19 protein-coding genes are annotated in these 26,839 nt (G+C 59.9%); 9 read left to right on the forward strand and 10 right to left on the reverse strand.

Annotated features, from left to right (window positions below; all coding sequences use genetic code 11):
* Window position 1: 1 nt before the first annotated feature.
* Both BMZ35_RS06445 and pncB read left to right on the forward strand, forming a co-directional pair.
* The gene (locus tag BMZ35_RS06445) at window positions 2–2,239 is read left to right on the forward strand and encodes an ATP-binding protein (protein WP_165610021.1); all 2,238 of its coding nucleotides are present in this window, start codon (window positions 2–4) and stop codon (window positions 2,237–2,239) included.
* Window positions 2,240–2,322: 83 nt separating this feature from the next.
* A complete protein-coding gene (gene pncB, locus BMZ35_RS06450) occupies window positions 2,323–3,615 on the forward strand; it encodes a nicotinate phosphoribosyltransferase (RefSeq protein ID WP_093091954.1) in 1,293 nt (430 codons plus the stop codon).
* Here the strand turns inward: pncB and BMZ35_RS06455 are convergent.
* Window positions 3,612–4,442: an alpha/beta fold hydrolase gene (locus BMZ35_RS06455; RefSeq protein WP_165610022.1), complete on the reverse strand. Its 831-nt coding sequence runs from the start codon at window positions 4,440–4,442 to the stop codon at window positions 3,612–3,614. The genes pncB and BMZ35_RS06455 overlap by 4 nt on opposite strands.
* A 145-nt stretch (window positions 4,443–4,587) precedes the next feature.
* Here BMZ35_RS06455 and BMZ35_RS06460 point away from each other — a divergent pair, with 145 nt between their 5' ends.
* Window positions 4,588–5,034 carry a winged helix-turn-helix transcriptional regulator gene (locus tag BMZ35_RS06460; protein WP_093091958.1) on the forward strand — a complete coding sequence of 149 codons (447 nt, stop codon included), beginning with the start codon at window positions 4,588–4,590 and terminating at the stop codon, window positions 5,032–5,034.
* Here BMZ35_RS06460 and BMZ35_RS06465 read toward each other — a convergent pair.
* Complete coding sequence (locus tag BMZ35_RS06465; RefSeq protein WP_093091960.1) at window positions 5,031–5,984, reverse strand: phosphotransferase enzyme family protein; 954 nt, start codon at window positions 5,982–5,984, stop codon at window positions 5,031–5,033. The two genes, BMZ35_RS06460 and BMZ35_RS06465, sit on opposite strands and share 4 nt — an antisense overlap.
* Entirely contained in the window at window positions 5,984–7,249 is a 1,266-nt protein-coding gene (locus tag BMZ35_RS06470) for an aspartate aminotransferase family protein (protein ID WP_093092641.1), read from the reverse strand. The genes BMZ35_RS06465 and BMZ35_RS06470 overlap by 1 nt, the downstream gene beginning before the upstream one ends.
* A 142-nt stretch (window positions 7,250–7,391) precedes the next feature.
* Between BMZ35_RS06470 and BMZ35_RS06475 the strand changes: the two genes are divergently transcribed.
* Window positions 7,392–8,393 carry an ATP-grasp fold amidoligase family protein gene (locus BMZ35_RS06475; protein ID WP_093091962.1) on the forward strand — a complete coding sequence of 334 codons (1,002 nt, stop codon included), beginning with the start codon at window positions 7,392–7,394 and terminating at the stop codon, window positions 8,391–8,393.
* On the opposite strand, the gene arfB is transcribed toward BMZ35_RS06475, so the two are convergent.
* From arfB to BMZ35_RS06505, 6 genes are all read right to left on the reverse strand, one after another.
* A complete protein-coding gene (gene arfB, locus BMZ35_RS06480) occupies window positions 8,377–8,799 on the reverse strand; it encodes an alternative ribosome rescue aminoacyl-tRNA hydrolase ArfB (protein WP_093091964.1) in 423 nt (140 codons plus the stop codon). The genes BMZ35_RS06475 and arfB overlap by 17 nt on opposite strands.
* 387 nt (window positions 8,800–9,186) lie before the next feature.
* Window positions 9,187–9,822 carry a queuosine precursor transporter gene (locus BMZ35_RS06485; RefSeq protein WP_093091966.1) on the reverse strand — a complete coding sequence of 212 codons (636 nt, stop codon included), beginning with the start codon at window positions 9,820–9,822 and terminating at the stop codon, window positions 9,187–9,189.
* An 88-nt stretch (window positions 9,823–9,910) separates the two neighbouring features.
* A complete protein-coding gene (locus BMZ35_RS06490) occupies window positions 9,911–10,813 on the reverse strand; it encodes an esterase-like activity of phytase family protein (RefSeq protein ID WP_093091968.1) in 903 nt (300 codons plus the stop codon).
* Window positions 10,786–11,592, reverse strand: coding sequence for a penicillin-insensitive murein endopeptidase (mepA, locus tag BMZ35_RS06495; protein WP_242654729.1), 807 nt, complete (start codon window positions 11,590–11,592; stop codon window positions 10,786–10,788). Before mepA ends, BMZ35_RS06490 begins: the two co-directional genes overlap by 28 nt.
* Before the next feature lie 89 nt (window positions 11,593–11,681).
* Window positions 11,682–13,067, reverse strand: a complete 1,386-nt coding sequence (locus tag BMZ35_RS06500) for an MFS transporter (RefSeq protein ID WP_093092643.1) — start codon at window positions 13,065–13,067, stop codon at window positions 11,682–11,684.
* A 56-nt stretch (window positions 13,068–13,123) separates the two neighbouring features.
* A complete protein-coding gene (locus BMZ35_RS06505; protein WP_093092645.1) occupies window positions 13,124–13,660 on the reverse strand; it encodes an acyl-CoA thioesterase in 537 nt (178 codons plus the stop codon).
* Window positions 13,661–13,784: 124 nt separating this feature from the next.
* Between BMZ35_RS06505 and BMZ35_RS06510 the strand changes: the two genes are divergently transcribed.
* The 3 genes from BMZ35_RS06510 to yaaA all read left to right on the forward strand — a co-directional run bounded on the left by BMZ35_RS06510 (window position 13,785) and on the right by yaaA (window position 16,994).
* The gene (locus BMZ35_RS06510) at window positions 13,785–14,066 is read left to right on the forward strand and encodes a YggT family protein (RefSeq protein WP_093091972.1); all 282 of its coding nucleotides are present in this window, start codon (window positions 13,785–13,787) and stop codon (window positions 14,064–14,066) included.
* 84 nt (window positions 14,067–14,150) lie between these two features.
* Window positions 14,151–16,190 carry a DNA helicase RecQ gene (gene recQ / locus BMZ35_RS06515; protein ID WP_093091974.1) on the forward strand — a complete coding sequence of 680 codons (2,040 nt, stop codon included), beginning with the start codon at window positions 14,151–14,153 and terminating at the stop codon, window positions 16,188–16,190.
* 30 nt (window positions 16,191–16,220) lie between these two features.
* The gene (yaaA, locus tag BMZ35_RS06520) at window positions 16,221–16,994 is read left to right on the forward strand and encodes a peroxide stress protein YaaA (RefSeq protein ID WP_093091976.1); all 774 of its coding nucleotides are present in this window, start codon (window positions 16,221–16,223) and stop codon (window positions 16,992–16,994) included.
* Here yaaA and BMZ35_RS06525 read toward each other — a convergent pair.
* Window positions 16,979–19,201, reverse strand: coding sequence for a response regulator (locus BMZ35_RS06525; RefSeq protein WP_093091978.1), 2,223 nt, complete (start codon window positions 19,199–19,201; stop codon window positions 16,979–16,981). The genes yaaA and BMZ35_RS06525 overlap by 16 nt on opposite strands.
* Before the next feature lie 147 nt (window positions 19,202–19,348).
* On the opposite strand from BMZ35_RS06525, the gene BMZ35_RS06530 reads away from it, so the two are divergent.
* Complete coding sequence (locus tag BMZ35_RS06530; RefSeq protein ID WP_093091980.1) at window positions 19,349–24,784, forward strand: alpha-2-macroglobulin family protein; 5,436 nt, start codon at window positions 19,349–19,351, stop codon at window positions 24,782–24,784.
* Window positions 24,784–26,826 carry a penicillin-binding protein 1C gene (pbpC, locus tag BMZ35_RS06535; RefSeq protein WP_093091981.1) on the forward strand — a complete coding sequence of 681 codons (2,043 nt, stop codon included), beginning with the start codon at window positions 24,784–24,786 and terminating at the stop codon, window positions 26,824–26,826. Before BMZ35_RS06530 ends, pbpC begins: the two co-directional genes overlap by 1 nt.
* The last annotated feature ends 13 nt before the right edge of the window (window positions 26,827–26,839 follow it).

A 26,839-nucleotide genomic window follows, 5' to 3' on the forward strand; every position in this document is an offset into this window, starting at 1 on the left:
GATGATCCCCGGAATGGGCGCCGAAATTCTCGAGATCGACCGTCGCCTGGCCCACTTCGACCGGCGGAACACTCCTGTGGGCCTGCTGGAACGCTATGCCGTCGGGCGGGTGAAACACTTTCTCGGACGCCAGGTCCTGACTCTCACCGGCGCACTTTCCCTTGTGATCCTCGCTTCACCCCAGATCGGCGCATTGGCGGTGCTGCTTGCCCTGACTGGCGAGGCGATTGACTGTATCTACCTGCGCCGCGTCCCCGCGCAGATGGCAAGGGGGGCCTCGTTCCGGGACGCCTATGTTCTTTCGACCTGCACCGCGGTTCTTCAAGGCGCCACCATCGCCGCCTGTGTCTGCCTTGCTTGGTTCTCCGCGCCTGGTGATGCCGGTATGTTCTTCTGCCTCGCCTATCTGACCGGCGCGGCGATCAATGGCGGCGTCGTGCTCCCTTTTCACAAGGCCGCCGCCCTGGGTCGGTTGAGTGTCTATGTGCTCACGGTGCTTGGGCTTTTCGTGATCGAGGTGCTGCACGAGCACCACGCTACAATTGCCTTTTTTTACAACCTCTTCGGGGCCGTGATGATGGCCTACATGGTGTTTGTCTTCATCACCTTCGTACAGGCCGGGCATCGCCGCGAAACCCGCAACAGCCTAAACCTGCTCAAGCAAGGGCTTGAACTGGCCAAGGCCAACTCAACCCTGCAAACCCAGCAAAGCGAAATGCGTCGTCTGGCAATTGTCGCCGAACGCGCGCTCGACAGCGTCATCGTCAGCGACGTGCGCGGCAGGATACTCTGGGTCAATGACGCCTTCACACGCATCACCGGCTTCGAACCAAACGAAGTTGTCGGCCGCAGACCCGCCGATATTCTCAACGGGCCCGACACGTCCGAGGAAACCAGCCGCGAGATTGCCGAAGCCATTCAGGACGGACGCAGTCACAGGGCCGAAATCATCAATTATACCAAGGACGGGCGCCGCATCTGGATTGAAACGAACCTCGCCCCCGTGTTCGATGAAACCGGCAACATGGAAATGGTCATCGCGATCGAACGCGACGTGACGCTCGCCAAGCAACACCATGAGGAGCTCGCACAGGCCAAGCGCGCCGCCGAGGAGGGTGAGCGCGCCAAGGCCGATTTCCTTGCCAGCATGAGTCACGAAATCCGCACGCCGATGAATGGCATCATCGGCATGTCCGACCTATTGTGCGATGCCGACCTGTCCGAAGAATCCCGGCTTTATGTCAACACCATTCGCCACTCAGCCGAAGCGCTGTTGACCATCATCAACGATATCCTCGACTTTTCCAAACTGCGCGCCGGCGAGATGCAGATCAATGCGGTTCCGTTCGACCCATCCGATTGCATCGACGGGGTCCTGAACCTGCTGCGCCCTGAGGCCCAGGGCAAGAATGTGAAACTGACCTTAACGGGACAGGAGTCGCTTCCTGACCGCATCATGGGTGATGACGTTCGCCTGCGTCAGATTCTTGTGAATGTGATCGGCAATGCGGTCAAATTCACGGCGCACGGTGAGGTTGCGGTGCATCTGGACACCAAGGACAAGGCAGACGGCCTGTTGCTCTCCATCGACGTGACTGACACGGGAATAGGCATTCCCAATGATCGGATGGAACGCATTTTTGAACAATTCGCGCAAGCCGATGCCGCCACTACCCGGCAGTTCGGTGGCACGGGCCTTGGTTTGTCAATTTCCCGCGGGCTGGCGCGCAGGATGGGGGGGGACATCACTGTATTCTCCACGCCGGGCAAAGGATCCTGCTTCACCATTACCCTCCTGCTTCAGCATGTGGATGACGACGTAGAACAGACTCACGATGCCCAGCGCCCCCCCTCTGAAAAAGCGCTTGCCGGAATGACCATCCTTCTGGCTGAAGACAACAAGACCAACCGCCTCGTGATCGCCAAGTTTCTGCGGGACGCCCAGGTGGATCTCATTGCTGCCCATAATGGGCGCGAGGCCGTCGAACTGGCCAGCGCACACAGGCCCGATGTCATCCTGATGGACATGAGCATGCCCGAAATGGACGGCATTGACGCCACCCGCGTCATTCGCCGGCAGCCCGGCGCGCAGCCCCGCATCATAGCCTTGACAGCCAATGCCTACCAAAGTGATCGCGACGCCTGTCTCGAGGCCGGAATGGACGCCTTTCTCACCAAACCCGTGAGAAAATCAGAGCTCCTGCACCAGATCGCTCGGGCACCTGTCCGCCGCACCTGAAAACCCTTGCGGGGAAAGGGCTTGGACCCCTGTGAAATAATGGGTATCAACGGCAAACAATCGTAATCCGGGGGCCCGAGCCTATGGTCGATATCGCCACGCGAGTCTGGAACCACAAGTGGAAGATTGATCCCATTGTGCGCTCCCTGATCGACAACGACTTTTACAAACTGCTGATGTGTCAGTCGATTTTCCGGAACCGTCCGGATGCAACCGTGACCTTCAGCCTGATCAACCGCACGAGTTCCGTCCGCCTTGCCGATCTGATCGACGAAGGTGAGCTGCGCGAACAGCTGGATCACATCCGTTCGCTATCCCTGTCCCGCGGCGAAAGCACCTTCCTGCGCGGCAACACGTTTTACGGCAAGCGTCAGATGTTCCGCCCGGATTTCATGGAGTGGTTCGAAAACCTGCGCCTGCCCGACTACCACCTTGAAAAGCGCAATGGGCAGTACGAGTTGACCTTCGAAGGCAAGTGGCACGAGGTCATGCTCTGGGAAATCCCAGCTCTTGCAGTACTGATGGAGCTGCGCGGGCGCGCGGTGTTGCATGACATGCGCCGGTTCGAGCTTCAGGTGCTTTATGCACGGGCGATGACCAAGCTCTGGGAAAAAATTGACCGGCTGCGCGACCTTCCGAACCTGCGTATCGCCGATTTCGGCACCCGTCGGCGCCACTCCTATCTCTGGCAGGACTGGTGTGTTCAGGCCATGGTCGAGGGGCTGGGGGACAAGTTCGTCGGCACATCGAACTGCCTGATAGCAATGAAGCGCGACCTTGAGGCCATTGGCACGAACGCACATGAGCTGCCCATGGTGTTTTCTGCGTTGGCTGAAACCGACGCCGAACTGCGTGAAGCGCCCTACAAGGTTTTGGCCGACTGGCACGAAGAGCACGAAGGCAACTTGCGCATCATCCTGCCTGATACCTATGGGACCGAGGGGTTCCTCAAACATGCACCGGACTGGCTTGCGGGCTGGACCGGCATTCGCATCGATTCCGGCGATCCGGCAACCGGGGCCGAAACGGCGATCCGCTGGTGGAAAGAGCGTGGAGAAGACCCAACTCAGAAGCTGATCATCTTTTCCGACGGACTCGACGTGGAAAAAATCGAAGAACTTCACAAACAGTTTGCCGGGCGCGCCAAGATCTCGTTCGGTTGGGGCACTCTGCTCACCAATGATTTCCGCGGCCTAACGCGGGGCGATGGGCTGGCCCCCTTCTCTCTGGTGTGCAAGGCGGTCAAGGCCAATGGCAATCCGACGGTCAAGCTTTCGGACAATCCCAACAAGGCGATGGGTCCGCAGGATCAGATCGATCGCTACAAGCGCGTGTTCGGGGTTGGGGAACAGGACGAGATGGACGTGATTGTTTAACCGCGCGTCTGGACGAAGGTCAGCGCACGCGCAATCACGCCCGGGTCGCGCAGGATGCGGTTGTGCCCGAGACTCTGGGTCATCTCCAACGTGGCACCGGGCCAGAACCGCGCAAGCTTTTCCCCCTCATCCAAAGGCACTTGCCGGTCATCCTCATCATGCAGGATGAGCGCAGGTTGGCTGAGATGGCGCGCGGCCGACAGGGGACGGTAATCTTCGAAAGGCGCACCGTGGCGCGCTTCAAGCAGGGCCTGCGCTCGTCCGGCGGCTTTCTGACTGATCCCGAGATGACGGGCAATGCGCGGAAGATAGGTCTCCGGGTGCACTGGCGGTGCAATCAGGACGGCGCGGTCAGCCTCCATTCCCCGATAGAGACATTCGACCAAGGCCGTGGAACCCAGCGAATGCGCTACCACAGCTTCTACGGGGCCGACGTGGCCGGCAACCTTGGCCAATGCCCGCACCATCTCTTGAATGGCGGTCCGCTTTCCATCCGAAGCGCCATGCGCAGGGGCGTCGAACGCCACCACCCTGTACCCGGCGGATACAAAAGGGGCAACAAAGCCGCCAAGCTGCCCGGCACGCCCCTCAAACCCATGCACAAGTAGCACAACCGGCCCTTCACCCCATTCATATAGTGCAAGCGAATCCGCCCCGTCGAAAGGCAGGCGGGACGGTCGCGCCTGGCGCATCCAATCCTTCTCTCTCCAGGCCACAGGGAACCGGCGCGGCGTGGTGAAACGCTCTGCGTACCAGCGCGCCATGAGATCGGGGGCGGCGTGCGACAGGCTCCACAACCCGGCACGTATGCCCACCTGTCCGATCATTTTCATTCGGTCACGCACCCGCGATGGATGTCGAAATCGGAGGGTTTGCGTCGTATCGGTCATATCGGCACCCATTGAGTTCTATTTTTAGACTCACTAGTAAATTCTATTTTGGAACTTTGTCAAGCCGTGCTATGAAACGCATATGAAATGGAATGAACTCCCTGACGAGGCCTGCCCCGTGGCGCGCGCCATGTCCGTGATCGGTGATCGCTGGACGTTGTTGGTGCTGCGCGATTGTCTGCTGGGTATACGCAAGTTTGATCAGCTTCAGGCCGATCTCGGCATAACGCGACATGTTCTTGCCGAACGGTTGAAGAAACTGGAGTCAGCCGGCCTTCTGGAAAGACGCCCCTACCAGGAACGGCCAACTCGTTTTGAATACCGTCCAACGCAGGCCGCGCGCGATTTCGTACCGGTCATGCAGGTTTTGATCGGTTGGGCCGAGGCGCATATCCCTTCTGACAAAACGCCGCCCTATCGCATGGTCTCGCGCGCCACCAGGGCACCGATCGCCCCGCGCGTGGTGGACGCCATTACCGGGGAAGAAATCACTTATCAGTCTGTCTGGGCCGAACGCTCAGAGGATTAGATCCACGCGCGTACCATTTCGAGCGCGCGTTGCGCGTAATCCCGCACCGCCGGGTGATCATCGGGGTAGCGCCCGATGACCCAGCCACATGAGGCCAGTCCCCGCATCACCGTGAAGGACTGCAATAGCGTTTCGGCATCATCTGGCAATGCGCGCACCTGCCCATACCCATCCAAAAGCGCCACGCCCAGCGCATCCCGGTTGGGCTGATCCCAATTCTGCGACATGGCAACGCCCAGTTCGTACATGCGAAACCCGAAAACACCGTCGTCAAAATCAATCAGGCGCACACGCCCCCTGGCAACCAGCACGTTTTCTCGCAAGGCATCGGCATGGATCAGGCCGAAATCACCGCCCGCCGCTGCATGCTGCAGCAGAACCGTGCGCAACCGTGCCCGCGCACGCAGAAGCAGTGCGGTTTCCTCGGTCGTCAAGCTGGCATTCTCCCAGAATCGGCCCCACGCGGGTGTCTCGCCGACAAGCGCCTCGACATCCAGCACCCCACGCGTGAACCCGTCCGGCAGTGTCGCATTGTCACTTTCGATGTGCAGCCGCGCCAATTCCGCGCCAAGCGCCCGATGTAACGCCACCTGTTCGGCCTCTGGCATCGCCAGCGGCACACCGCCTTCGCCAAGAGGTTCGCCGTCCATCCACGTCACAAGAGACGCCATCCGCCCCGGCACGGCTGCCAGCACATCGCCATCCATCGTGCGGATCGGCAAGGGCACATTCATGCCCGCCGCCCCAAGCGCCTCGGCCCACCACAATTCAGAGCGGATTGCATCGTCACTCTGATAACCCGGTCGATGAAGGCGCAGCGCCGCGCGTTCACCATTCGGCCCGCACGCTTCGAACACGACGTTTTCGCGGTTCTTGATCAGGCGCGGCGGCGCGGTCACGCCCCACGCCAGCAAGGCGTCCGAAGCAAGCTGATGGACATCCCGCTCCATCAGGTCACCGCCCCAAGTGCCGCGTCCATCACATCAACCAGTTGGTCGGCATTCTCCCGGCTGAACACGCAGGGCGGGCGCACCTTGAGCGTGTTGGAATGCCGCCCGACTGAATGCAAAAGCACTCCCCGGTCCCGCATTTCGTCGACCATGGCCGCGCAAAGCCCGGTCGCGGGCGTACCGTCGCGCCACAGCTCGGCCCCAAAAAACAACCCTGCCCCACGCACATCCGCGATCACGTCATGCCGCGCCTGCAACTCCTGCAACAGGCCCACCGCATAGGCGCCCACATCGCACGCATTCTCCACCAGCGCTTCATCTTCAATCACCTGCAACACCGCCATTGCCGCAGCCGCGCTCACCGGGTTGCCGCCAAACGTGTTGAAGTAACGGAATGCCTCCTGAAAGCAGGTCAGAATCTCTGGCCGCGTCACCACCGCCGCCACCGGATGCCCGTTGCCCATCGGCTTGCCCAATGTCACGATGTCGGGCGCAAACCCGAGCCGTTCATGTCCCCACCAATGTGACCCGATCCGCCCGAAACCGGGCTGCACCTCGTCGGCAATGATCAATCCACCCGCCTTGCGCACCGCGGCGATTGCACGATCCAGAAAGCCGCGCTCAAGCGTTGGAAAGCCCTCGTTGGCAAAATACGGGCATACGATCAGCGCAGACACGCCATGCCCCGACGCGTCGAGCTCGGCCACGGCCTTCTCCACGCCCCGTGCAAAGGCTTCGGCCTGCCCCTCAAGACTCCCACCCACGGGGGCCATGTTGTCCGGCGCGGGCACCTGCCGGACGTGATCCTGATAACCGCCCACCGGCACCTTGGAGGAATTGAGTTGCGACACCGCCGCCGTATTGCCGTGATAGGTGTTGTCCGTCCCGATGACCCCGGTTTTTCCGGTCATCGCCTGCGCCATGCGCAGCGCGACATCATTGGCCTCGGAGCCGGAGCAGACCATCACAAGGCTGTCCAGATCATGCCCGAACTTCGCAGTGAGCGCCTCGCCGTAATCAAGGATCATGTCATGCACATAGCGGGTGTGCGTGTTCAACGCACCCGCCTGCCGACAGATCGCCTCGACCACGCGGGGATGGCAATGACCGACATGCGGCACGTTATTGTAGCAATCCAGATACTGACGCCCGTCCTTGTCCCAAAGCCAGACACCCTGTCCCCGCACCACATGCACCGGCTCGCGGTAAAACGTGGTCATATGCGGCCCCAACAACCGTGCGCGCCGTTCCAGATCCGATGTCATGTCGCCAACCCCTTGATATTCACGCCCCTTTGTTGGCGACTTGGCCACGCTGGTTCAAGCCCGAAATTCGCAAGAATGGATTGCCGCGTTGCAGGCCACCCGCTAGGGTGAAGAAAAAGCAAAACATACTGGCCGGGCAGCCATGAAACTTGAACGCATCGACATGTACGAGACGCGCCAACAGGCGCGCGAATCCGTTAAACGCATTTATGCGGAAAATCTCTTTGGCGCGGCGGAACCTCCCCCGCCGGGTACTCTGCGCGGTATCGACGTGCTGCCCGCAGCCGACATTGTTCACAAACTTGCCCGCGCGCTGCAAATCGCATTGTCCACGCGCGGGCGATATCTGAACTACACCGCACCCCAGACCTATTTCGAAAAACTTGTCCTCAGCAAGTTCTTCGCACCGGTCCCGATGCCCTCTCCGGCGGACAAGATCGCCTGCGCCGAATACATTCCCGAGGACCTGCGTGATGTGGCAAGCACCATTCCCCCCGTCTGGACAGGCAATACCCCGATTACCCCGGCTTTGCTGGACACCCTGTCGCTTGCACCAGGCACCTATTACGCGAAATCCAACACAGGTTGCACCACCAACTATAGTTTTTCGATCCCGCCCAAGGACGACCAGCTGGAGCGGCTGGAGCAGTACTCGACCGGCTGGCTCAAACGCATTCACGGGGTGCGCGCCGGGGAATGGTGGTACAGCATGATCCGCAATCAGAACCTGATCGAGGCGGACCTCTCTCCCAAGCCCGGCGAGTCTCTTGTGGACTGGAAGTTCCACGCCTGCCGTGGCCGCGTTTTCGCTGCACAAGTGGATCAGGACCGCGCCACGGATCATCGCCAACTGATCTTTGACCGCGACTTCAACTTCGTCCCGGAAATGCTGTTCTTCCAGACGGGCGAAGGCCTGCCTCGCCCCGAAAACTATGACCTGATCCTGAAGGTGGCCGAAGCGATCTCGAAACCGTTCGAATATGCCCGTGTCGACCTCTATCTTGTCGAAGCTCGTATTTATCTGGGGGAAATCACCCTGGCGCCTGTGGGTGGGCAGCGCCTGCCCATCTCGGCAGATCTGGATCTCTGGATGGGGCAGCGCTGGAAAGGCGGAATATTTGACGAGGTCACTCCTCGCCCGTGATCCGGCCCCGCATCGCCTTGACCTCGCCGCGCACTTTCTTGGCTTTCAGGCGTCGCTGCTGTGAGCCCCATGTCGGCTTGGTCTTTACCCGCTTCTTGGGCGCGACAAGCGCCTTGCGGATCAGCTCGGCTAACCGGTCGCGGGCAATTTCTCGGTTGCGGGCTTGGCTTCGGGTTTCATCGCACTGGATCACGATTGCCCCATCCCGCGTCCACCTCCGCCCGGCCAGCCGCCGCAGCCGCGTCTTGACCGGCCCGTCCAGCGAAGGCGAACGCGCCGCTTCGAACCGCAATTCAACCGCCGTCGCCACCTTGTTCACATTCTGACCACCCGGACCGCTGGCGCGGACAAACTGTTCGGTCAGCTCCCAGTCCTGAATGGTGATCCCCTCGGCAACAACCAGCATGTCGGCCCTTTCAATGGTCCGTTTCTCAAATTGGTTACGAAATCCTGAACCGAATCCGGTTCGAAACGGTGAAATCGCAGAAACGAGCAACCACACCGACGCAATACCGACGTCATACCGATACGATACCGACAGCGCAAATCGGCGGGGTCCACGCAACGAAAAGGGCTGCTCCACGCGTGGGAGCAGCCCTTCGAGATTGTAGGAGGTGCATCGGTTAGGTGAGCACCAATTCGGTTTTCGTCTCAGCCAAGGGCTGCCTCAGCTGGTCTCCTTCCGAACTGTTCCGACACTGCTCTCCATAGCTTCTCTAGACAATGGGCACCTCCTTTCAGATTGTTTCGCGTACCCTCAGCCTGCCACAGGATGAGGATATGTCAAACAAAATCATGTGGTACGGTGCACCATATTCCCCACGATGATGCGGAATGGCACAAGAGCGAGCAGCGCCAGCGAAAGTTTGACCATCCAATCGGCAAATCCGAGGCTGACCCAAAGCGGCACGACCGGGCCCGCACCCAGAAGCGGCAGCATTTCACCCGCCCAGCTCACATCATTGCCCGGCTCGAGAAAGCTCAGCGCGCCGGAAAAAGCGATCGTAAAGAAAATCGCAGTATCCACGGAAGAGCCGATCAAGGTCGAAGCCAGCGGCGCACGCCACCAGCGCCCTTCGCGCAGGCGGTCGAAAATCGCAACGTCCAGCAGTTGCGCGGTCAGGAACGCGAGCCCCGAGCCCAGCGCGATCCGCAAGGTGACGGCGGGATAGGTATAGCCGTCGCCTTCGAGCATGATTTGCGTGCCGATGACCGAACAGATGACGCCGACGATAAAACCGGCAAAGACCACCCGCCGTGCGGCGGCAGCGCCGTAGACGCGGTTCATCACATCCGTGACGAGAAAGGCGAGAGGATAGGTAAAGGCCCCCCAGGTCAGCCATTGACCAAAGAGAAACTGAACAAGGATATTGGACGCGACGACGATCGCGGCCATGGCAAGAATGCCTGGAATGTGGATACGCTGCATGTTTTCTGAGCCCGTTTTGACAAGGTAGCGGCGACTTGGCCCCGCACCATGCGGGACGGGCGGCGTTTAACGGGCCAAACGCCTTGAATCAAGGGGTTTTGGTCAGGACGTATTCGACGATCTCGGTACGCTGAAGCAGGCGGAAGTTGTCGTCCGAGATCATCGTAAGGCGAATGCGGCCCAGTTCATCCCGCCAGACCGACAGCCCTTCGAGATTATCGTGCACACCTACCCCTTTGTGAAACAACAGCTTTTCGTCGTGCAACCTGTCGCCGGACATGGCAAAGCTGCGCACCCGTGTCCGAAAACCAAGCCCGTTGAACCCCCTTTCAAGAAGGTAAAGGCGGCCATCAGGGCCGAAATCCATACCTACTGGTTGAAACTGTTTATCGCGTTTCAGAATAAACCTCTGCCGCCAGACATTGCCCTCAAGTCGAAATCCATGCATCCGGTCGTCGGCCCCGATAGGAAGCTCGGGAAAGGCGTAAAGCCGCCCCTCTGCGTCTTTGGCGATGCCTTCGAAACCGCCATTCAGCACCATGGCGTTCAGCGCACGGGACCATGGCATACGCTGCGCGCTTTCGCCCGGTTGACGAAAGCGCTCGATCCGGTGGCTTCCCTCGAAAGAGACAACAAGCTGCCCGTCAGTCTGCCGCGCCAGCCCCTCGGAATCCCGAAGCCCAGTCTTTCTCTCAAATTCACCGCCGCTGTTCAAAACCTTGTACGCATGCACGTTTTCAACGCGCATCGATGTCATCTTCGAGCGCGTCAATGTCGCCTTCACGAAGTGCCCCCGATCGGACAGAGCAATCATCTCTTTTCCGTCTTCGGACAGGACCAGGCCCGAGTACCCCCCAAACCAGCCTTCAGGTATTTGCCAGCGAGTCACGGAGAGCAACTGCGCATGCTGCGCCGGTCCGCTCGCACGGCCCGTTTGCAGTCCGACAAAGAACAATCCGGCGATTACGGCGACTGCAAGACGTTTATACATTGGCGCGGGAGGTCTGCCATCTGGAGTTCACGACGGGGTTTCGGCTTGGGCGCGTTCGGGTCTGACGGAGGCGGGAACAGGATGTCTTGCACCCACTTCTCCGCATCCTTGCAGCCATCCCCTGCGGGCGGCGGGTTCTGATCGACACATCCCTTTGCGCCCTTGGGACAGTTCAGGCGTACATGGAAATGATAGTGATGCCCCCACCAAGGCCGGATCTTGCGTAACCAGGCCCGGTTACCTTTTTCGTCATTGCACATCTGCACCTTTGCACCGGGAAAGACGAAAATCCGGGCAACTCTCGGGTCGCTGGCCGCCGCCTTGAGTATCTCGTGATGCTGCCGGGTCCAGTTGCTGTTGACATAGGCCCCCTTGTTCTTGCGCATCGAGATTGACGAAATACTCTCCCGCTCCTTGGTCGAAAGGTTCAACCGTTGGGGCGGCAGCATCCAGATATCAATATCGAGCCCAAGTTGGTGACTGCGGTGCCCCGAAAGCATCGGCCCACCGCGCGGCTGGCTGATATCCCCGATATAGAGCCCCTTCCATCCCGGTTGCGTCGCAGCAAAGGAGGACAGGTCGCGAATGAAATCAACTGTCTGCGGGTATCCCCAGTTCCGATTGCGCGAGAGGCGCATGGCCTGCCATGTCGGACCGGACTCCGGCAATTGCACCCCACCAGCCAAACAGCCCTTGGAATAACTGCCATAGGGCACGGCCGACTGGCGTGACCCCTGTGCTTTGGCCCCGAACAACTGCCGTGCCTCCACGCCTTTCATGGACGCTGGTACAGCAGCCTGTGTCGACACACGAGCCTGGCTTTCTGTTTCGGACTTGCAGCCGACCAGAAAGGCGGCGGCGCTCAGGATCAGGAAGAGGCGGACCATTTTGTGGGATCTCCTGCCGGTTTCACCCAGACTAGCAGGATCAACCCGAGAAGAAAGAGACCGATCAGCGGGCTCACTCCAAAGCGCTGACTTCCGCTTATGTCAGAGGCCAGCGCGATCAGCGCCGGAGCAAGGAAGGTGGTCGCCTTGCCCGACAGAGCATAAAGGCCAAAGGCTTCTGTCATCCGCTCGGGGTTGGATTGCAGCACCACCATGGTCCGGCTTGCCGATTGCAAGGCCCCCCCGGCCGCGCCAATCAAACCGCCTGCCACATAAAACAGGATGTCGGGAAGCGCTGATCCCGGTTCAAGCACCACGCCGAAAATGGCCTCGCGCGAAATACCGACGACCAGAATTGCTGTGAAAAGCAGCGTCACGATGCAAGTCACGATCACCGGTTTGGGGCCAAGCGCACGGTCGGCCTTGCCTCCGATCCAAGCGAACAACGCTCCGGTCAGTGCCGCCACAATCCCAAAGATGCCGACCTCCATGATCGACCACTCAAGAACGCCAAGCGCGTAAATACCGCCAAAGGTATACATGCCGTTGAGCGCATCGCGGTAGAACATCGACCCACCCAGATAGGCCAGAAGGCTGGGATGGTTGGGTAGATTCACGATGGTTTTCCACAAATCACAAAGCGCGGTGCCCACCTTGTGCGGTGTATGGTTCGGGTCCGGGCGTTCGCGCACCCACAAAAAAAACGGGATCATGAAGACCGCGTACCAAAGCGCCGTCAACGGCCCGACAACACGGGTGTCTGCCTTGGTGGCGGGGTCCAGCCCCAAAGCGGGCGTCAGCCCGACCATCGTCTTTCCATTGGCGCCCGCCTGGAACAGCACCAGCATGATTGCCAACGCAACAACGCCCCCGACATAACCCCAGGCCCAACCTGTCCCGGATATCTCGCCGATCTGCTCCTTGCTGCCCAATGACGGCAGCATGGCATTGGTAAAGATCGTTGCGAACTCCATACCGATCAGGCCAACCCCAAAGAAAACCAACGTCATCGTTATGTCGAAATTGCCCGGCTCCGTGTACCAGAGCATGTAAGCGCCCAGCACGTACATGAGGGAAAACAACCAGACCCAGCGCATCCTTTTGCCCGTGCTGTCGGCGAATGCCCCGAGAATAGGCGCCATCACGGCAATAAATATGCCCGAAATCGTCAGCCCATAGCCCCAGTAGGCCTGCGCCTGCGCCTTGGCCGCATCCGATTCAAACCCTTGTCCCATGAGCGATTCAGTCACGACCGATGCAAAATAGGGGCCGAAGATGAAAGTCAGAACCAGTGTATTGTAAGGCTGGCTGGCCCAGTCAAAAAACCACCAGCCCCAAATACGCTTGCGCGCCGAAACGTCTGTCATCCCCATCCCTCTGGTCTTTTTAACCATTTAGACAAGCGCGGCGGAACAATAGCAAGTTAATCCTGCATCGGAGGCCAGGGACGCTCGGCCTCGGCGTCAATCCAGCGGCGCACCCATTCGGGCGCTTCGGGCGAAGCTTCATCGCGCCCCATGGCCTCAAGGACCCGCGCAGGCGCCACGATCCCGTTCTTGTCCGTGACAGCCGCGCGATAAAGCGCGTGGTTGGCGCATTCGCCATCCTGTTTCCACATGGATTGCTCGATATAGATGAAACGCTTGCCCCAGCAGAGCGCGCGACTGCGGATTTCGACCTTTTCAAAGGTCCGGATTCGGCGGCGATACCGTACCGTGACCCCCGCCATGGTGAGACCCCACCCGGTTTTCCGCAATACACCAATGAGTCCGATCCTCTGGGCCATCGGAATGCGCCCCAGATCATAAAGCGTCAGCGTCCGCCCGTTGTTCAACTCGGCCCACATGTCGATATCCCACGGCCAGCACCGATGGGTCGAAACATGCGTCCCGGTCAGCGGCAATGGCGCCGCCTTGCGGTTTTTGATCAGTTCCTTGACCATTCGAACATAGGGGTACATCGCGTTCTCCTTTGCGTTCGTTCTTTGCCCGCTTTCCGCAAAGGTCAACCACAACCTTGCGGCAGACTTGTGCTTTTGCCTGCAGGTGCTTAACTGTGGCGCAACGAATGGAAGGAATACCCTCATGATGGCGATCTACGGCCCCTTGCGGCTGATCCTCGACGTGGCCTTTTTCATCATGCTGGCCCATATCATCATGAGTTGGCTGATCAGCTTTCAGGTCCTGAACCTGCACCAACCGATCGTTGCGCAGATCTGGACCGGACTGAACCGCCTTCTTGAACCGATCTATTCGCCGATCCGACGCATCCTTCCCGATACGCGCCCGCTGGACCTTGCGCCGCTTGTGGCATTCATCATCATCATCTCGCTGCGCGACTATATCCTGCCCGCCATCCTGTTCTGAGCCTCTTCAGGGCTTGTTCAGCGAATCCGGTTATGGGATTGTCGGCTCTAACGAGCAGACAAACCAACAAACACGGGTTTTTTCATGTGCGCCGCTGCCACGGTTCTGCGTGACGTCTTCGGGTTCGACAGTTTTCGACCCGGCCAGCAGGAAATCATCGACGCCGTGACGCGCGGCGACAACGTGTTGGCGATCATGCCAACCGGCGGTGGCAAATCGCTTTGTTTCCAACTTCCGGCCTTGATGCGGGACGGCGTGACGGTTGTGATTTCACCCCTGATTGCCCTGATGCGTGACCAGGTGCGCGCCCTGCGCGAAGCCGGAGTCGAGGCCGGCGCGCTTACCTCCGGCAATACAGAAGAAGAGACCGCCGAAGTCTGGGATGCGCTGGAGGGCGGACGGCTCAAACTGCTTTATATCGCACCCGAAAGGTTGGCCTCGGGGGCGGCGCTCGGCATGTTGCGTCGGATCGGCGTTGGGTTAATCGCGGTGGACGAGGCCCACTGCGTCAGCCAGTGGGGCCATGATTTCCGCCCCGATTACCTACGAATCGGCGAGTTGCGACGCGCGCTGAACGTACCGTTGGCCGCCTTTACCGCGACGGCCGATGCCGAAACCCGCGACGAGATAGTGACCCGCCTGTTTGACGGTCAGCCACCCGAAACCTTCCTGCACGGGTTCGACCGCCCCAACATTCACCTGGCTTTTGCGGCCAAGGACAATCCCCGCCGCCAGATCCTGCACTTTGCTGCCGCGCGCAAAGGGCAGTCCGGTATCGTCTACTGTGGCACCCGCGCAAAAACCGAATCCCTTGCGGCCGCCTTGCGGCAAGAAGGCCATCTTTCGCTGCATTATCATGGCGGCATGGACCCGGAGGAACGGCGCGACACAGAAGCCCGGTTCCAGCGCGAAGACGGGTTGATTGTCGTGGCGACCGTCGCTTTTGGCATGGGGGTCGACAAGCCGGATATCCGATGGGTAGCCCACGCAGATTTGCCCAAGTCGATCGAGGCATATTACCAGGAAATCGGGCGCTCCGGGCGCGATGGGGCCCCGGCGGAAACTCTGACCCTGTTTGGTCCGGATGACATCCGCCTGCGCCGTTCGCAAATCGACGAAGGGCTCGCGCCTCCCGAACGAAGGGCGGCAGATCACGCCCGCCTGAATGCGCTGCTGGGGCTTGCCGAGGCGCTGAAGTGTCGACGCGCGACCCTGCTCAGCTATTTCGGGGAAACCGAGGTCGAATGCGGGAAATGCGATCTGTGCGACAGCCCGGCAGATGTGTTTGACGGCACCGAGGCCGTGCGCAAGGCGCTTTCCGCCATATTACGCACCGGGGAGTGGTTCGGTTCGGGGCATCTGATCGATATCCTTTTGGGCAACGACACAGACAAGGTGCGCCAGCGTGGACATGATGCTTTGCCGACATTTGGCGTCGGGCGCGAGTTCGACAAACGTCAGTGGCAGGCCGTGTTCCGGCAGATGATGGGCCATGACCTGATCCGCCCCGATCCTGAACGCCATGGAGCGCTGCGCATGACCGATACCGCCCTGCCAGTCCTGCGCGGCGAAGACAGCGTTTCCTTACGCCGAGACACGATCAAGACAGCAGCACGTCGCCCCGCGGCCAAGATGCTGGTGAACGAAGAAGACGCGCCGTTGCTCTCGGCGCTCAAAGCCAAACGCCGCGCCCTGGCCGAGGCGGCGAAGGTGCCCGCCTATGTCATCTTCAACGACCGCACGCTGATCGAAATGGCAGAGAAACGCCCAGCGTCTCTGGACGAGATGGCCCATGTCAACGGGGTTGGCGCCAAGAAACTGGCCAATTACGGCGACGCCTTCCTCGCCGTGATCAATGGCGAAGCCGCCGAGATGCACCCCAGCCGCCGCAAGATAGCGGGTCGCAACGAAGCCGCGCTCTACGATCGTCTGCTCGAAGCACAGGCCGCATTGGTGCGTGGTCCGGACGGGATCGACAAACCGATGACCTGTTCCGCGTCACTCTTGGCAAAAGTCGCCAACACCAAACCTCGCGACGAAGACGACATGGCGCGATTGTTGGGTGAAAAACGTGCCGCGCGGTTTGCGTCGGCCTTTCTGGACGTCCTGACCGAAGCGGGCTAGGTCTTGGGCGCAACACAACTGGAGGTGCGCATGCTGATCGTGGTTTCCCCGGCAAAACGGCTGAACTGGGATCCTGTTGATGGAGAGACAACCCGTCCTGCGTTTCAAGAAGACGCGCTGCGTCTGGCCAAGACTGCGCGTAATCTCACGTTGGGCGATCTACAGAAACTGATGGACCTAAGCCCCGATCTGGCGCGGTTGAACCGCGATCGGTTTAAGGTTTTCGAAGCCGACCCCGACACATTCACGACACGACCGGCGGTTCATGCATTTGCAGGCGACACGTATGTCGGCCTTGAGGCCAGCAGCCTCGACGCAGAGGAAATGTCCTGGGCGCAGGAGCATTTACGCATTTTGTCGGGCCTCTATGGGGTGTTGCGCCCGATGGACGCCATTCAGCCCTATCGCCTGGAGATGGGCAGCCGATTGAAGACCCGGCGCGGCAAAAACCTCTATGACTACTGGCGCGACGCGCCTGCCAAGGTCCTGCGTGAGCAGGCAAAAGCACTTGGCACGGACACGTTGGTCAACTGTGCCAGCCAGGAGTATTTCGGCGCAGTTGATCCAAAAGCCTTGGGCCTGCGCATTATTACCCCCGTTTTCATGGAAGAGCGTAACGGAACCGCCAAGATCGTGTCCTTCTTTGCCAAGAAGGCCCGCGGTTCGATGGCACGCTATGTAATCCAGCGCCGCTTGACCGATCCCGAGGGTCTCAAGGATTTCGACCTTGGCGGCTACGCTTATCAGCCCGAAATGTCAGAAGGCGATCGTTTGATATTCCTGCGCGACTACCCCGAAGCCTGAGCCATCGTGTCGATTGGAGAGTCGGCGACGGCCAAGTCTTCGACAAACGGGTCGATCACATCGTCAGGCCGGTACCGCGTAATCATTTCAAAAATCGCAGCTTTGCGCAGCGGCTTGGTCAAGTAATGGTCCAGTCCGGCCGACAGGATACCCTCTTTGTCACCATCGACCGCATGCGCGGTCAACGCCACGATCGGCGTTTGCTTGTCGGTGGCAAGTTCCATTTCGCGAATGTGGCGGGTCGCCTCCTTGCCGTCCATTTTCGGCATCGAGATGTCCATGAACACGATGTCTGGAGAAAACGATTGATACAAGGCAACCGCTTCTTCCCCGTTTGTGGCGAATTCGATCTCCATTTCCAGCGAATTCATTAGCTTGCTGAACACCAGCCGGTTCGTTTTGTTGTCCTCGGCCGCCAACAACCGCATTGGGCGCAACAAGTTCGGCGCGGCCGGGGGCTCGGACGGCTTGTCCACCAATTGTTGCTGCTGAACGGCCTGCGCGATCCGCGCGAACAGGTCTCCGCGAGAAACCGGCTTGTTCAAACTTCCCTGCACCAGCATCATACGCTCATCACCTGCAATTGACGCAAGATCCGATCCCAGCACGATAATCGGAACATCCAATGCACGCGCGCGCAAGGATTCTGCAATCTCAAGCGCGGCCATTTCCGGCAGGTCCTGATCGATCAGCACCAGATCAACCTGTTCGGCAAGCCGCAACGCCTTGTCACCAGCGCCACAAAGCGACACCCGCGCGCCCATCTGTTCCAGCTGCCGCTTGAGCAACTGGCCATTGATCTCGGCTTCGTCCGCAATCAGCACATGGCGAATACTGCTGGGCAAAGGCGTCGGCAAGCCATCGCAATTCTCGTCCACCGGCAGGGTCAACCGCAGCCCGAAATTCGATCCCTCGCCCTCAACGGAATCCACCCAGATTTCGCCCGACATAAGGGCGATAAGCCGCCGGGTGATCGCCAACCCCAACCCGGTCCCTTCAAAGGCGCGATTTTGTGCCTCATCGACCTGGTTGAATTCCCCGAAAATATGATCGACCTTGTCCGAGGGAATGCCAATCCCAGTGTCCTGCACGGTAATATGCAACTCGGCCTCGGTCCCCTTGTTGCGCACTACGCCAACGACCCGCACCATGACGTGCCCGTGCGATGTAAACTTGACGGCATTGCCAATCAGGTTCGTCAGAACCTGTCGCATCCGGCCCGGATCGCCCACGAAGATAGTCGGTAGGAAAAGGTCGTAGTCCACGATGAGGTCGACGCCCTTCTGTCGTGCCGACAATTGCAAAAGCGTCATGACTTCGTGAATACACCGCTCAAGATCAAAGGGTTCCGGGCGCAGGTCGAGTTTGTCGGCCTCGATCTTCGAATAATCCAGCACATCATTGATGATCACCAGCAACGCCTCGCCAGAATTCTTGATCGTAGACACAAAAAGTCGCTGTTCTTCGCTGAGCGACGTGTCCATCAACAGGTCCGCCATGCCGACAACACCGTTCATGGGGGTGCGTATTTCGTGGCTCATGTTGGCAAGAAAGGCCGATTTGGCCCGGCTGGCGGCCTCAGCTTTTTGCTGCTCTCGCTTGAGCTTGGCTTCGTAGCGCACAGTATCGGTGATATTCAGGGCAAGGCTGACGATGTCGCCGCCATGCCCGCGTTGGTCAATCAGCTTGATGTATTCCCCGTTCCACAGGCGCAGCACGATCGGTTCAGGGGTCGGTTGGTGCCAGCGTTCCTGCATCATCTGGCGCCATTCAGACGCGGGCGTATCGCCAATATTGAAAATGCCTTCATCCGTGATGGTCTGCAAAATTTCTGAATAGGTGATGCCGGGGCGGACGTCTTCCAAACCGTCAAAAACAGAAAGATAGGACGGGTTCGCTGCGATCATCCGGCTTTCCACATCAAAAAAGGCAAAACCGTCCCGGATCGACGCGATCGACAGCCAAAGCCGCCGCTCGGCAATTTCGATTTTTTCGTTCGCGACCTGAAGGTCGGATTTCACCTTCTTGTTCTCGTTGATGACGTTTGCGACCTCTGCCCGGGTTTCCACGATTTCATTGGAAAGTTCGGCCGCGTGCTTTCCAAGTTTGCGATTGGCGGCGAACAGTTCCGCCTGCTTCAATTCCAGCAAACGCTCTGCCGCCAGGCGGGCCCTGCGTTCATCCGCAAGTTTTTTTGTTAGCGACATGTGCCCTTCCCCGGACTCGCATATTTGATTCTCCGCAGCATCCGCAATGCGGGTGAACATCCGCTTAAACTTGGGCAAAGCATTTGAATCGTTGCGTGATCGGGAAACCGCGTGGCACGATGGCCTCATTCGACAAGGGAGATATTCATGCGTTGGCTCATTGCGGCACTGACAAGCCTGTTCATCGTTCAAACTGCGCACGCACAGCAAAGCTTTGTACCCGACCGGCGGGTGGTGGTCAGCCGCGATGTCGATTTTTTTGGATCGGATCTCGAAAACCTGTTCGACACGACCTATGACGCCTGCGTTCAGGCCTGTCTTTCCGATACGCGATGCGTTGCTTTCACATTCAATTCTCGCTCGAACGCCTGTTTTCCCAAAAGCGCCATCAATGACAGGCAGCCCTATGAAGGGGCCATTTCAGCAACAGTTTACGAAGCCGATGCCGGTCTCAAATTGCGCGCCGAAACCCGCGCAAAAGAGCTCGGGTTCCTCAATTCCTCTGACCTGGCGCAGGCCGCCGACCTTGCGCTGAACATTGGTCGCATTCATGCAGCCGGTCCTTGGGACATTCAGGAAATGGTGCAAACGGCCCGGGCTCGGGAACAGGAAGGCAATACGGAAAGTGCAATGCGCTGGATGGGCGGCGCGGTCAGCAAATCCGATGCGGCTGACCTGTGGATGGATTATGCGCGACTGAACAACGTTGCCAACGGCGCGAACAGCTCGACGACACGCAAGTACCGCGCGCGCGCCCTGTCGGCGTCAATCAACGCATATCTGCGCGCATCCTCCGACGCATCGCGTGTGAGCATCCTGGTCCAGATGGCGACGCTCCTCGAAGAACGCAAACGTGGACAATCCATGCTGCGCACGCTCCGTCTGGCCGAGTCGATCCAGCCGCGCGACGATGTCGTGAGCTTGTTGGAGACCGCCATCGGAAAATACGGGTTCCGCATCACCGAACACAGCGTCGAAAGTGACCCGGAAGACCCGCGCATTTGTGCCGAATTCAATGAGGCGCTGGCCAAGTCGGGGATCGACTATGCCGACTACGTCAAGCGCCCGGATCAGCGGATCGCGGTTCAGGCCAGCGACCGCAAAATCTGCCTGAGCGGTGTCGAACATGGACAACGTTACACTTTCACTTTCCGCGAGGGGCTTCCTGCGGAAAGCGGCGAGGCGTTGATCAAGGATATCGACCTTTCGGTCTATGTGCGCGACCGCAGCCCACGCGTGGCCTTTCCGGGGCGCGCTTATGTCTTGCCCCGAAGTGCAGACGCCGGTTTGCCGATTGAAACTGTGAATCTGGACAAGGTGGATCTTACTTTGCAACGGGTCAGTGACCGCAACCTGTTGCGCACCATTCAGGACAGCTATTTCGGCAAGCCGCTGTCCTACTGGCAGATCGAGGATTTCAGCCGCGATGTCGCTGAAACCGTCTGGACCGGAACCGGACAGGTTCAGAACACCCTGAACCAGACGATGACAACACGCCTGCCTGTGGGCGAGGCCATCGCGGACCTGCCGCCGGGTGTTTACGCGCTGACGGCTGATCTGCCCGGCGCGGACACCTATGACGAGACCTCAAGCACACAATGGTTCGTGCTGTCTGACCTGGGTGTCACGACGCTCAGCGGGGCGGATGGGCTGCATGTCTTTGTGCGTGGACTTGCTCGGGCCGAGGCGCGCAGCGGTGCAAGCGTCACGCTCCTGTCCCGCGCCAACCGGGTCTTGGGCAACGTCACGACCGATGAAAACGGTTATGCGCAGTTCGAGGCCGGTTTGACGCGCGGTACGGATGGGGCTGCGCCTGCATTGGTGCTGCTGGAAGACGGTGACGACATGTCGTTCCTATCGCTGACCGATCCCGCTTTCGACCTCTCCGATCGAGGAGTCGAAGGCCGACCACCCGCACCCCCTGTCGATGTATTTGTCGCAACCGACCGTGGCGCTTATCGGGCCGGTGAAACGATCCACGCCACCGCGCTCGTTCGTGGCGATGTGGCCGAGGCCCTGCCCGGATTGCCTCTGACCGCAATCCTCACGCGACCCGATGGCGTGGAGTATGCGCGTCATGTTTCGACACAAGACTCCGCAGGTGGGCATGTCTTTGCCATGCCGACCGGGTCAACTGTCCCGCGCGGCTCTTGGAAGATCGCGTTCAAATCCGATCTCGACGCGGCCCCTTTGGCAGCGACAAAGGTGCTGGTCGAAGACTTCTTGCCCGAACGGATCGACTTTGAACTGACCTTGCCCGATGCACCGCTGGACATGGAAGACCCGGCCCCCCTCTCGGTTGAGGCGCGCTACCTGTTTGGTGCGCCCGGCGCGGGGCTGGCGATCGAAGGCAACCTGACCCTGAGCGCACGCGACGAGGTGGAAGGATTCAAGGGCTATCACTTTGGCCGCCATGACGAACGCTTTGACCGGCGCACCGAGTATTTCGGCGGGGACGAAACCGGCGCGGATGGAACAGCAGAAGTGTTCCTGCCCTTCCCGACTGTCGAAGCCAACGGCCGCCCGCTTAAGGCTGATATTACCGTGCGCGTCATGGAAGGTTCGGGACGACCTGTAGAGCGGAAGATTTCGCATGCCGTGGCCCCCACCGGCCCCATGATCGGAATTAAGCCCGCGTTTGAAGACAATATCGTGGCCGAAGGCACCGAGGCTGGTTTCAGGCTTGTCGCTCTGGGCGCGGACCTGTCGCAACAGTCGATGAAACTGCGCTGGAGCGTAAATCGCGTGCGCACCACCTACCAGTGGTATCAACTCTATGGCAGCTGGGAGTGGGAACCGACGACGACGCGCACCCGCGTGGCGGGCGGCGAGGTGGCAATGACCGGGCAGCCGATCGACGTCAGCGCACCGGTCGAGTGGGGCCACTACGAAATCGTGGTTGAACAGCTCGATGGCGATTTCGTGGCCAGTTCCACCGATTTCTACGCGGGCTGGTATGCACCAGCTGATGCCTCGGACACGCCGGACACGCTTGAGCTTTCACTCGACAAACCGGGTTATCGCAGCGGAGAAACGGCAACCTTGCGCGTGGTGCCCCGTTTTGCCGGAACAGCGCTTGTGACCGTCATGTCCAACCGCCTGATCGCGATGAAAGCCGTTGAGGTGAGCGAAGGGGAAAACCTGATCCCGCTGGATGTCACCGATGAATGGGGGGCCGGGGCTTATGTGACGGCGTCGGTGATCCGCGCCGCCGACGTTCCTGCCGGGCAGAATCCGGCGCGCGCGCTGGGACTGAGCTATGCCAAGATCGACCCCGGCGCAAAACAGCTTGCGGTCACGCTGGAGGCACCCGAGAAAACCGCACCGAACGGACCTTTGGATGTCGGTATCAGCGTCGCGGGAATCCGCCCCGGAGAAACAGCCTATGTCACGCTTGCGGCGGTTGACCTTGGTATCCTCAACCTGACCGGCTTTCAAAGCCCGGACCCGTCGGGGCACTATTTTGGCCAGCGTCGACTGGGCATGGAAGTGCGCGACATCTATGGCCGCCTGATTGATGGCATGAACGGCAACATGGGCGCCTTGCGATCCGGGGGCGATGCCACTTCGGGCACACAATTCGACTCGCCACCGCCAACCGAAGAACTCGTGGCCTATTTCGCTGGCCCGGTCGAGGTCAGCGCCGACGGGAAGGCAACCGTCTCGTTTGACCTTCCCGAGTTCAACGGCACGGTGCGCCTGATGGCGGTTGCCTGGAGTCCGACTGCAGTCGGTCAGGCCGAAGCGGACGTGCTCGTGCGCAACCCGGTCGTTGTCACAGCCAGCCTGCCGCGATTCCTTGCCCCTGGCGACACCAGCCGGCTTTTGCTCGAAATCGTACATGCCGAGGGTCCAACAGGGCGCATGGGTCTGGATGTGGTTGCCGAAGGTATTGCTCTGGATGCAGCAAGCATTCCTTCGGGTATCTCTGTTGCCGATCAGGCAACAGAGCGCCTAAGCATCCCGGTCACGGCGCTGGACGTGGGCGATCACAGCATTCGCGTGGCATTGACCACGCCAGACGGCAAGCATTTGGTCAAATCTCTTGTCATGCCCGTCCGGGCCAATGACCCCGAGGTCAGCAGCACTCAGCGTATTGAGTTGGCGGCGGGCGACACGATGACCGTGGATGCCAACCTGTTCGCCAACCTGCGACCTGGCACCGGCTCTGCCGTGATCTCTTCGGGGGCGCTGGCGCGGTTTGACGCGCCGGGGCTGTTGCAGGCATTGGACCGTTATCCGTATGGCTGCACAGAACAGGTCACCTCGCGCGCCTTGCCCTTGCTCTACTTCGACACGGTGACAAGCGCGCTGGGTCTGGCAAGTCGCGACAAGGTGCAGGAACGGATCGACCAGTCGGTTGAGCGCGTTCTGACCCGTCAGGCAAGTAACGGCGCCTTTGGGCTTTGGCGGGCGGAAAGCGGGGATTTCTGGCTTGACGCCTATGTCAGCGATTTCCTCTCGCGGGCGCGTGGTAAGGGGTACAACGTGCCCGATCTTGCCTTCCGCCAGGCGCTGGACAACCTGCGCAACCGTATCAACTATGCGCCCGATTTTGATGAAGGCGGGGAAGACATTGCCTATGCGCTTCTGGTTCTGGCGCGTGAGGGTGCGGCCGCGATGGGAGATCTGCGCTACTATGCGGATGTAAAGGCCGAGGCCTTTTCAACCCCTCTGGCGGCCGCCCAGCTTGGTGCGGCACTTGCCTATTATGGCGATCAGACGCGCGCCGATCACATGTTCCGTCAGGCGGCGCGACAGGTTGAACAGCTCTGGTCCGAAACCCCGTCACAGCTTTGGCGGGCGGACTATGGTACGCGCCTGCGTGATGCAGCAGGAGTCCTGACACTGGCCGTGGAATCCGGTAGCACCGCCCTTGATCGGGGGGCGCTTGCCAGCCGCGTGTCGGCGCCGGGACGAACCCTGTCGACACAGGAATCGGTTTGGTCCCTGATGGCGGCACATGCGTTGATCGACGACGACAGCCTGAACAGCCTGAGCCTTAACGGCGCGCCAATCGAGGGCCCACTGCTGCGTGCGCTGGAACAGGATATGCTGTCCAGCCCGATGCAAATCCGAAACGATGGCGACACGAGCACGGACATTACCCTGACCACGCTCGGAGTGCCGAGTTACCCGGTGGAAAAAGGCGGTTATGGCTACACGCTTGACCGCCAGTATTTTGCAACAGACGGCACCCCGATGGACCCGAGCAATGTCAGGTCGGGGGATCGCTTTGTTGTTGTGCTGACAGTGGATCCGTTTGAAAAGGGCGGTGCGCGATTGATGGTCAACGACCCGTTGCCGGCCGGGTTTGAAATCGACAATCCAAACCTTCTGTCCAGCGGTGATGTACGGGAACTCGACTGGCTCGATCCGGCGTATGCCGAACATAGCGAGTTCCGCTCGGATCGCTTCCTTGCGGCGGTTGACTGGCGGTCGGACAACGCGTTCCAACTGGCCTATATCGTGCGCGCAGTGTCACCCGGCACCTTCCATCACCCGGCAGCTTCAGTCGAAGACATGTACCGTCCCCAATACCGCGCCCGCACCGCCGCCGGCCAGTTGACCGTTCAGGAGTGATGCGCCGGTCTCTACCCATTGTTCTTGTGGGCCTGCTTCTTTTGGGAGCAGGTCTGCGGGATGGGTTTGACCAGTGGGTACACGAAACCGACCTGCCTCCGCTTCTCGCAGACACTTCTGTTGAGGTTCGCGACAGGCATGGCGATCTGCTGCGCGCCTATACGGTTGATGGCGGTATCTGGCGCCTGGGCGCGCGTCCGGAACAGGTAGACCAAACCTATCTGCGGATGCTGATCACCTATGAAGACAAACGGTTCTTTCAGCATTCCGGCGTCGACCCGCGCGCCGCGTTGCGGGCGGCGTGGCACGGTCTGATTAGTGGGCGTATCGTGTCAGGCGGCTCCACGCTGACCATGCAGGTCGCACGCCTGATGGAGGACTCAGGTACAGGTAGATGGCCAGGGAAACTGCGCCAGATTCGTGTGGCACTCGCGTTGGAACAGAGACTGTCCAAGGATGACATCCTTGCTCTTTATCTCACGCATGCGCCTTTTGGCGGGAATATCGAGGGCATTCGTGCGGCTTCATTGGCATGGTTCAACAAGGAACCTTCGCGCCTCACGCCTGCACAGGCCGCGCTTCTGGTTGCCTTGCCACAAAACCCCAACGCAAGGCGCCCCGATCGACACAGCCGCGCCGCACAGACCGCGCGGACGCGGGTTCTGAAGCGCGCGACTCGCGCTGGTGTGCTTTCACAAGGAGATCTTCAAGCGGCTCAGAGCGAACCTATTCCTGCTTCGCGACACGATTTTCCGACAGTTGCGGCCCATCTTTCCGACCGTGCTGCACAAACTCAAAGCGACGCACGGGTTCATCACCTCAGCATAGCCAAACCCCTGCAGCTGTCTCTTGAAACCCTTGCAAAGAATGCGCTTCTTGGCTTGGGAGAACGCCTTTCGATTGCGATGGTGGTGGCCGACCACGAAACGGGCGAAATTCTCGCATCGGTCGGATCGGCCCGCTATGGGCAGAACGATCATCGACAGGGTTTCGTGGACATGACCCGCGCGCGCCGATCGCCCGGATCAACGCTCAAGCCGCTGGTTTATGGACTGGCGTTCGACCAGGGTTTGATCCATCCCGAGACCATGATCAACGACCGCCCGGTTCGGTTTGGCAAATACGCGCCACAGAACTTCGACGGGACTTTTCGGGGAGAGTTGAAGGTTTCAGAAGCTCTGCGAAATTCGCTGAATATCCCTGTCATCTTGCTCATGGATGAACTCGGTCCCGCCAACCTGATGGCCGCGATGCGCAAAGCCGGATTGGATCCGCAACTTCCGGGAGCAAAGCCAGGATTGGCGATGGCGCTTGGGGGGGTCGGCGTATCATTGGAAGAGTTGGTGCAGCTGTTCGCGATGCAGGCCAACGGCGGCATCACGCGGGTACTGACTTGGCGTTTAGGTGAAAAACCCCTTTCCGGTCAGCGAGTTATAAGCCGGTCAGCGGCCTGGCATCTTGGGCATATCCTGTCGGGCATCGTGCCGCCCCCCGGAGCCCCGCACAACCGGCTCGCCTACAAAACCGGCACAAGCTATGGTCACCGGGATACCTGGGCGATCGGGTATGACGGGCGTCATGTGGCCGGGGTTTGGATCGGACGCCCCGACGGCACGCCCGTTCCCGGCGCCTTCGGCGCCAAGGTGGCCGCACCAGTGCTGTTTGATATGTTCCAAAGGCTGAAACCAACGCTGGAGCCGCTGGGGCCTCCGCCGCCTGAAACCATCCTGCTTGGAAACGCACAACTCCCTGAACCTTTACGGAAATTTCGGAGTCGGAACGCGGTGTTTTCGGCGGCGGAGGATGCCGTGAAGCTGGCCTTTCCGCCCAATGGCGCGCGTTTGTCAAAAACCGGTGCAGGGCTGACGATTAAGGTCAAGAATGGTCAAGAACCGTTTTCAGTGCTGGCCAATGGGGCGCCCTTGGCGACGGGTGTGCGGCGGCGCGATATCCAGCTTCCATTGTCGGAAAGCGGGGCCTCGACCATCACTGTGATTGATGCGCTGGGGCGGTCCGACCGGGTGGAAATCTGGTTGGAATAGTCCCGAAATCACC

The sequence above is a fragment of the Shimia aestuarii genome (assembly GCF_900114635.1).
Taxonomy (GTDB): domain Bacteria; phylum Pseudomonadota; class Alphaproteobacteria; order Rhodobacterales; family Rhodobacteraceae; genus Shimia; species Shimia aestuarii.